We start from the raw sequence: 8,191 nt of genomic DNA, 5'->3' as shown, positions 1-8,191 counted from the left end.
ACAGGGCCATCACCATGCCGCCGACCATGATATAGTGAAAATGGGCAATTACGAAGTAGGTGTCGTGGAGGTGCACGTCGACCGCCAGCGAGGCGACGAACAGCCCGGCCAGCCCTCCGAAGGTGAACAGCGCAATGAAGAACAGCGCAAACAGCATCGGCGTCTCGAAACTGATCTCGCCCTTGCGCAGGGTAAGGCCCCAGTTGAACACCTTGATCGCCGAAGGAATGGCCACGATGAAGGAAAGGAAGGAAAAGATCACCCCGGCGTAGGCCGACTGGCCGGAGACGAACATGTGGTGGCCCCAGACCAGGAAGCCGAAAATGGCGATCGCCATGCTGCACAGTGCCACCGCCTTGTAGCCGAATAGCGGTCGGCGGGCAAAGCAGGGGATGACTTCCGACACAACCCCCATGCCAGGCAGGATCATAATGTAGACCGCAGGGTGCGAGTAGAACCAAAAGAGATGCTGGAACAGCAGCGGGTCGCCACCGAGGTCGGGATCGAAGATCCCGAGGCCGAAGACGCGCTCCAGCACGATCAGGATCAGCGAGGCGGCCAGCACCGGAGTCGCCAGCACCATCACAAGGGCGGTGGCGTAGAGCGTCCACACGAAAATGGGCAGCCTGAACCAGGTCAGGCCCGGGGCGCGCAATTTGTGCACGGTCACGATAAAGTTGATGCCGGTCATGATCGAGGAGAAGCCGACGATCAAGACGCCAAAGGCGGCGGTCGAGACGTAGCTGTCGGAATAGATGCTGGAGAGCGGCGTATAGAAGGTCCAGCCGGTGTCGACGCCGCCGGCAAGCACCGCAAACATCGCGAACAGGCTGCCGAAGATGAAGACGTACCAGCTCGCCAGGTTGAGACGCGGAAAGGCGAGGTCGCGCGCACCGATCATCAGCGGCAGCAGGAAGTTGCCAAGCGTGGCGGGGATGGACGGCACCAGGAAGAACCAAACCATGATGATGCCGTGAAGCGAGAACAGCCGGTTATAGACGTCGTCGGAGACGAGGTCGCCTGCGGGCGAGGCGAGTTCGATGCGCATCAGCACGGCGAAGGCGCCGCCGAGAAAGAAGAAGCCGGTGATCGCCACTAGATAGAGCCAGGCCACGCGCTTGTGGTCTGTGGTGAGAAGCCAGGCGGCCGGTCCGGCGCCCTCCTCCAGATAGCTTTGGGCCTGCATCGCTTCGCTCGTCATTGCACCGCCTCCGGCTGCGCCGCGCCTTGGGCCGCAGGCCCCGCCGCACCTGCTCCGCCTTTGGGCGACAGCGATTTCAGGTAGGCGACCAGCATCTGCAGCTCGGCCTCGTCTACCAGCCCCTCGAAACTGGGCATCACCGGCTGATACCCGGCAGCGACCTCCTTCATGGGATTGAGGATGGAATCGCGCAGGTAGCGCTCGTCGGCGACCACCGTCTGTCGGTCGGAGAGCGCCACTGGCCGCCCGAAGACGCCGGCAAGATCGGGCGCGCGCACCTTGCTGGAGTTTCCGTGGCAGCCGGAGCAGCCGAGCGCGCGGAACAGCTTTTCGCCGCCCTGCGCAAGCGACTCGCTCTCGCCCTGGGCGGAGAGCCACGCCGCATATTGCTCGGGCGCCATCACGTCGATCCAGCCGCCCATTTCCGAGTGTTGGGTGCCGCAATATTCGGCGCAGAAGAGATGATAGCGGCCGGGTCTAGTGGCGGTGAACCAGACATGGGTGGCGCGACCGGGCACCGCGTCCTGCTTGACCCGGAAGGCCGGCACGAAGAAGGAATGGATGACGTCCTGCGAGGCAAGCGACACCACCACCGGCTTGCCGACCGGCACATGCAACTCGTTAATCTCGCGCTGGCCGCCGGGATGGCGAAAAGTCCACATCCACTGCTTGCCCAGTCCGGCGATCTGTATGGCGTCGGGTGGCGGGTGGCCGCCGCGCACATAGAGCGCCGCGCCCCAGCCGAAAAAGGCGAACGATATGAGCAGGCTGGCCGTGGTCCAGGTGATCTCCAGCGGCAGGGTGCGCATACGCTCGCCGGTGCGATCGGCGCTGGAGCCGGCGCGGTATTTGACCGCGTAGCCAACGACCAGGCAGGTCAGGAGCAGGCCGAGCGCCAGGCTGAAGGCGAGCAGCGCATAAAACAGCGCGTCAACCTGCGGCGCCGCCGAGGAGGCTTCCTGCGGAACGAAGGGCACGTTGAAGCTCATGCCCGCCTCCGCCAGGAAAGAGCTAGGACGGCGGTGGCGAGCGCCAGCACCGTGGCGACGGCGCCGAGCTTTAGCGCCGCCCAGATCGCCGGCGTATACTGGCCTTTCGAAGTGTCGAAGCCGGCGCATAGCAGGAAGACGTGATCGGCGACGGACCCAAGCTTGCCGGCCGACGCCTCGACCAGCGCCAGCCTCAAGTCGCGCGGCTCGAAGCTCAATGCCGGCAGCACCTGCGCGATTTGTCCGCCGGGAGTGAGCGCCAGAACCGCGATCGGATGGACGAATTGGTCGATGCGCGGGCGCGTGTCGAACGAAATGCCGGCCTGCGCCGCCAGGGCCGCGGCGGCGCCGTCGGGACTGGTGAGGAAGCGCCAGGCAGAGAGGCCCTTCGCGTCGGTAGCGTCAGCGACCCCGGCGCGAGCGGCGGCAGCGTCTTCCTGCGTCTCGGTCACGTCGATGGAGACGAACAAAGCGCGGTAGTTACTGGGGTCGAGACCGGTCTTGTTGAGATCGGAAGCGACCGCCTGCTGGGTAAGTCCGCACAGGTTCGGGCATCTGTCGTAGCCGAAGATGAGCAGCGCCGGCCGGCCGGCGAGGATGTCGCCCAGCGTGGCCGTCGCCCCGGACTGGTCGCGGAAGGGTTTGTCCAGGCTGAGCTGCGCGCCGATCTTCGGATCAAAGGCGGGGCGTTCGACTGCTTGGGCGGCCGTGAGGACTGCAAAAAAGAGCGCAAGGGCCGCAGTCAGGCGCTTTCCCACCCCTAGCTCCTCCCTCTTGTGTGGACAAGTTAGGGGTGGGTGTGCACCTTCCGCAAAAGAGCAGGCACCAATTTCGCATGATAGCCATCGGAGGAGCAACCACCGCATCATGGCTGCGCTCCACCATGCGGCAATGCAATCCCTGACGGCGACACCCCGTCGTGCGGTTGCATTGGCTGGACTTGCTTCGCCTCGCCCTGCCCCGCTTGGCCTTGGCACCGCGCCGCCTGCGGCGCGCGGGGCACGTTTTCGCCGAGAAAAGCGCATTCCCCAGCCCGAGCAGGCAGTTGCCGCGACCAGTCCGGCAGGCCGTTCCTGGCCACCAGTTCCATCGCATCTCCGATGGGAATGCGGGCGATGCCGGCGGCGCGGTCTACCCAGCCGAGCTTGGCCAGTTCCTTGTCCTCGCGATCACGGAAGGCGGCGAGGTCGATCGCCGGGAAGCGTTGCATGGCCGGCGTCGCCTCATTGCCCTGCCAGGCCGTGCCGGGCAGAGGCCAATAAGCATTGGTGTCGAAGATCAGCCTGAGCACGACCACGGTGAGGACCAGGAACAGCACCAGCCCGCCACCGAACAGCAGCAGCGCGCGCGACGCTACGTCCCGCGTTTCGGGATAACGAGGTTCGTCAGCCATTGGCGAACCTCCCGCGCGCCAGCCGCTCGCGCCAGGCGGCGATGCGCTCCGGCTCCCGAAGCGCGAACACGAAGAGCGCCGTCCACAGCCCGCCGGCACCGGCGAGCGCCGCCAGATCCGGCCAGCTCAGACCAAAGCCTGCGAATGCCGGCCTGACGCGCCACAGCACATCGGCAAGATGTCCGGCGAGCGTGATGGCGGCAAGCCAGACGATGCCAGCATGGCTGCGCTTCAGGTCGCGGCTGAGGAAGCCCGCGAAAGGCAGCACGAACTGCAAGGCAATCAGCAGCCACAGCACGAATTGCCAGCCGTTTCGCGTGCGCATTATGTACCAGTGGATTTCGACGGGCAAGTCGCCGCCCCAGATGATCAGCCACTGCATGAAGGCGAGGTAGGCCCAGGTCAGCATCAGGCCGAACAGCATATTGGCGACGTCTTCGCTCAGCGCCACGCGCTCCGCGCCACCGGGCATGGTCTCGATCGAACGTCGCGCGGCTAGCACCAGCACGGCCACCGCATAGGCCCCGATCGTCTCGGCTGAGGCTTCCAGCATTCCGTAGATGGTCGAATAGAAGTTAGGCTCGAGCGACAGCATCCAGTCTGTGGAAAAGACGCTAACGGCAAAGCCGTGAACCACCAGCCCGGCGGCGCAGCCCATGCTTCTCGCCCGGCGCTGCTGGGCAGTCTTGACGGGAACGGTCGCGGTCGGGCCCAGCAGGAACCAGGCCAGCACGAACCAGACGATGACACACACTGCAAAGCGGACGAGGAAGAAGGGCACATTCAGATAGGCGAGCTTGTGGCGCGCCGTCTCGGTTAGAGCGGCAGGATCGGCAGCCCAGGGGAAGACGAAGTCGGGTCGGACCAGCACGGGAAGAAGTAGTACGAGCGCCAGCGGCAGGGTCGCGACCATGGCTCTCAGCGGCGGTAGTGCGGCATCGCCCCAGCGGCCGCCGGTCAGGCCGTGGATCATCATGATCGTCATGGCGCCGAGCGACAGGCCGAGCAGGAAAAGGGCCATCGTGACCCATCCACAAATCGTCGCTTGCGCGCCAAGAAGCAGCCCGAGTATACACAGCAGCAGCCCGACGGCAGCTACGGCAAGCATCCAGCGGAAAGGCCGGTCGATCCTGTCGAGGCCGATCTTCATTGCGTCGCCTCCGCGTTGAGTTTGGTGCGGAGCGGCTCTGGCAAATCGGCCGCGGCGGCGCGACGGGAAAGCTGCAACGCGCGGATGTAGGCGACGATCGCCCAGCGGTCGGCCGGGGGAACGCGCGCGGCATAGGAATACATGGCGCCGTAGCCGTTGGTGATGACATCGTAGAAATGACGGTCGGGCGCGCGGCGCAGCGCCTCCTGATGATAGGTCGGCGGGGCCGGAAAGCCGCGCTGAACGATCATGCCGTGGCCGTCGCCGGTGCGGCCGTGACAGGGCGAACAGAAGATATCGAAGCGCTCTCGACCACGGTTCAGCAGCGCCATGGTGACCGGTTGCGGGATGGCATCCGGCACCGGTGCAAGCTCGGCGTTGCGCGCCACCGTGCCCGACACCGGCATGCGCGCCGAGGCGCCGTCGGCGAACTGGCTGCTCGCCTCCAGCGGCTCGTAATGCGGCTGGTCGGCCATCTGCTGCTGGCACCCGGCAAGCGCCGGCGCGGCCGCGAGCGCGAGGGCGAACGCCGGCCTCACGCCTCCACCTCCTCGACCGTTTCGGCGCCCAGTCTGGTCAATTGCCCCTTGACGACGGCTTTGCGGAATCTCGGGTCGGCCGCCTCGACCAGCAGGTAGAACTTGCCGCCCTGCGCATAGGTGAAGCTCCGCGCATTGAAGACAGGGTGGTAATATTGCGGCAGCCGGTTGGCGGCGAGCACAGCGATGAAGCCGGCCGTCGCCGCACCGAGAATGCCGGCCTCGAAGGCGATGACGACGAAGGGCGGCCAGGAATGCAGCGGCCGTCCGCCGACATTGACCGGGTAGTCGATCTCTACCGAATACAGGATCAGTCCGTAAGCAAACAGCGCGGCGAGGATGCCGCCGGCCAGCACCACCCAGGGCAGGCGCGTTTTCCTCATGCCGAGTACCTCCTCGGCCAGCCCCTTCACCGCATAGGGCGAGAAGGCATCCATGCGGCTGTAGCCGCGATCGCGCATGTCGTGGGCAGCAGCCGTCAGGGCGTCGGCATCGGCGAAGGTAGCGATGACGCCGTAGAGGCTCATTGCCCCCTGCCCTCCTGCGCCAATTCCTCGACCTCGAAGATGGTGATCGCTGGCAGGATGCGGACGAACAAGAAAACCAGCGCGAAGAAGGTTCCGATAGAGCCGAACAATATGCCGAAATCCAGCCAGGTCAGCGACTGCTCGCCCCAGGAGGACGGCAGGAAATCGCGGCTCGGGCCGCTGACGACGATGACGTAGCGTTCGATCCACATGCCGAGATTGATGATGAGCGCTATCGCGAACAGCGCCGGCATATTGAGCCGCACGCGGCGGAACCAGAGAAGTTGCAACACGCCGCAATTGCAGGCGAGCATCACCCAGAAGAACGGTGCGTAGGGGCCGAAGGCGCGCTCGGCCATCATGGTTCGCTCGTAAGCCTCGCCAGAGTACCAGGCGAAAAAGGCCTCCGTAACATAGCCGTACAACACGACCATGCCGGACGCGAGCATCAGTCTGCCGGCATTGTCCATGTGCCTCGGCGTAATCAGGTCCTGGACCGAAAAGGCCCAGCGCAGCGGGATCGCGATGGTGAGCACCATGGCGAAGCCGGAATAGAGCGCGCCGGCTACGAAATAGGGCGGGAAGATCGTCGAATGGTAACCGGGCAGAATGGCGAAGGTGAAGTCGAGCGACACGATCGAATGCACCGACACCACCAGCGGCGTCGCCAGCGCCGCCATCAAATAGTAAACCTGCTCGTAGCGCGCCCAATGGAAGGCAGAACCGCGCCAGCCCATTGCCAGAAGTCCATAGAAGATCTGCGCGATGCGCGATTTCGCCCGGTCGCGCAGCACAGCAAGGTCGGGCAGCAGGCCCATATACCAGAACAGCAGCGACACGGTGGCGTAGGTGGCGATCGCCGCGAAATCCCAAACCAGGGGGCTGCGCCATTGCGGCCAGTGCATATGCGTGTTGGGCAGCGGCAAGAGCCAGTAGAAGAACCACGGCCGGCCGAGATGCAGGATGGGGTAGAGTCCGGCCATCGCCACGGCGAACAGCGTCATCGCCTCGGCAAAGCGGTTGATCGAGGCGCGCCAGGGCTGGCGCAGCAGGAGGAGCACGGCCGAGATCAGTGTGCCAGCATGGCCGATTCCGATCCACCAGACGAAGTTGGAGATCATCGTGCCCCAGGCGACTGGGATGCTGAGCCCAATGTCGCCGATGCCGACTACAACCAAGTAAGTGACCGAGTAGAAGAAGACCAGCACCAGCAAGAAGCAAAGGAAAAATGCCGCCCAGAAATAGCGCGGCAACTGCCCATCGAGCACGACGGAGGCGATGCGGCCACTGATTTCGGGAAAATCGTGCCGGCCGGCCAGCACCGGCGGGCGCCGCGGCATTTTTTTCGTGCGGGCGGGAGTGGCCGCTTCAGCCATTGCCCGGCTCCGGTTCGGAAGCGCCGGCGAGGCGGGGATTCGGATTGCCGATCCGGCCCAGATACGTGGTGCGCGGACGCGTGTTCAGGTCTTCCAGAAGCCCGTAGCTCTGCGGCGCCGCCTTCTCCCGCGAAACTTCGGAGTCGGTGAGATTGCGGTCGCCGAAGATGATTGCTCTCGTCGGGCAGGCCTGCTGGCAGGCGGTCACCACCTCACCGTCCCGTATCGGGCGGTTCTCGATCTGCGCGTGGATGCGCTTTTCGCTGATGCGCTGTACACAGTAGGTGCATTTTTCCATGACGCCGCGCGAGCGCACACTAACGTCGGGATTGCGCGCCGCCTGCTCGGGGCCGGCCTCCCCCTTGTCGAACTCGCGATAGTCAAGGAAATTGAAGCGGCGCACCTTGTAGGGGCAATTCTGCGAGCAATAACGCGTGCCGATGCAGCGGTTGTAGACCTGCGCGTTCAGCCCATCATGGGTGTGCACGGTGGCATTGACTGGACAGACGACCTCGCACGGCGCCTTCTCGCAATGCATGCACGGCACCGGCTGGAAATAGGTATCCGGCGCCTCCGGCTCCCCTGCATAGTAGCGGTCGATGCGCAGCCAGTGCATTTCGTGGCCGCGAGCGACCTCGTTCGGCCCGACCGTGGCTATGTTGTTCTCGGCTTGGCACGCTGCGACGCAAGCCATGCAGCCGACGCAGGCCGAAAGGTCGATCGACATGGCCCAGGCTTCTTCGTGGTAAGTCCAGTCCGGGTAAATGGACTCGGCCGGCGCCGGCGGCACGCCGTCGCGCACGAAATCCGGATTTCTGGCGAATTCCGCCAGCGAGGCGTGGCGCACGATCGCCCTGCCCTCCATCGCATGGTGATGCTGGGTGGTGACGACAGGCTGCGTTTCGTCGCGCGGCGAGAGCGCGACGCCGTCAGCGAACCAAGGCGCGTCGGCGGTCCTGAAAAGGAAAGCGTCGTATCCCGCCGCCAGCGGCGCCACCGCACCGGGCGCCTTGCGG

The 8,191-nt window shown here is 65.0% G+C and carries 9 protein-coding genes; all 9 read right to left on the bottom strand.

Features of this window, described 5'->3' with window-relative positions:
- A partial coding sequence (locus EN932_RS22710; protein ID WP_164890575.1) for a cbb3-type cytochrome c oxidase subunit I occupies window positions 1-1,201 on the bottom strand: 1,201 nt, incomplete at its 3' end.
- A complete protein-coding gene (coxB, locus tag EN932_RS22705) occupies window positions 1,198-2,190 on the bottom strand; it encodes a cytochrome c oxidase subunit II (protein WP_064995259.1) in 993 nt (330 codons plus the stop codon). The genes EN932_RS22710 and coxB, both read right to left, overlap by 4 nt.
- Complete coding sequence (locus EN932_RS22700) at window positions 2,187-2,948, bottom strand: SCO family protein (protein ID WP_127366774.1); 762 nt, start codon at window positions 2,946-2,948, stop codon at window positions 2,187-2,189. The genes coxB and EN932_RS22700 overlap by 4 nt, the downstream gene beginning before the upstream one ends.
- A 107-nt stretch (window positions 2,949-3,055) precedes the next feature.
- Window positions 3,056-3,583 (bottom strand): hypothetical protein, encoded by a 528-nt coding sequence (locus EN932_RS22695; protein ID WP_127366773.1) that lies wholly within the window; start codon window positions 3,581-3,583, stop codon window positions 3,056-3,058.
- A complete protein-coding gene (locus EN932_RS22690) occupies window positions 3,576-4,733 on the bottom strand; it encodes a hypothetical protein (protein ID WP_064995256.1) in 1,158 nt (385 codons plus the stop codon). The genes EN932_RS22695 and EN932_RS22690 overlap by 8 nt, the downstream gene beginning before the upstream one ends.
- Window positions 4,730-5,272: a cytochrome c gene (locus tag EN932_RS22685; protein WP_064995255.1), complete on the bottom strand. Its 543-nt coding sequence runs from the start codon at window positions 5,270-5,272 to the stop codon at window positions 4,730-4,732. Before EN932_RS22685 ends, EN932_RS22690 begins: the two co-directional genes overlap by 4 nt.
- The gene (locus EN932_RS22680; protein ID WP_128369079.1) at window positions 5,269-5,799 is read right to left on the bottom strand and encodes a DUF3341 domain-containing protein; all 531 of its coding nucleotides are present in this window, start codon (window positions 5,797-5,799) and stop codon (window positions 5,269-5,271) included. Before EN932_RS22680 ends, EN932_RS22685 begins: the two co-directional genes overlap by 4 nt.
- A complete protein-coding gene (gene nrfD / locus EN932_RS22675; RefSeq protein ID WP_245459290.1) occupies window positions 5,796-7,175 on the bottom strand; it encodes an NrfD/PsrC family molybdoenzyme membrane anchor subunit in 1,380 nt (459 codons plus the stop codon). The genes EN932_RS22680 and nrfD overlap by 4 nt, the downstream gene beginning before the upstream one ends.
- Window positions 7,168-8,191 (bottom strand): 4Fe-4S dicluster domain-containing protein (locus EN932_RS22670; RefSeq protein WP_128369078.1); only part of this gene is annotated, 1,024 nt, incomplete at its 5' end. The genes EN932_RS22670 and nrfD, both read right to left, overlap by 8 nt.

The sequence above is a fragment of the Mesorhizobium sp. M7A.F.Ca.US.002.01.1.1 genome, from assembly GCF_004022955.1.
GTDB classification, from domain to species: domain Bacteria; phylum Pseudomonadota; class Alphaproteobacteria; order Rhizobiales; family Rhizobiaceae; genus Mesorhizobium; species Mesorhizobium ciceri.
Note: the sequence above shows the minus strand (reverse complement) of the source record. Positions and strands in the feature narration are given on the sequence as shown.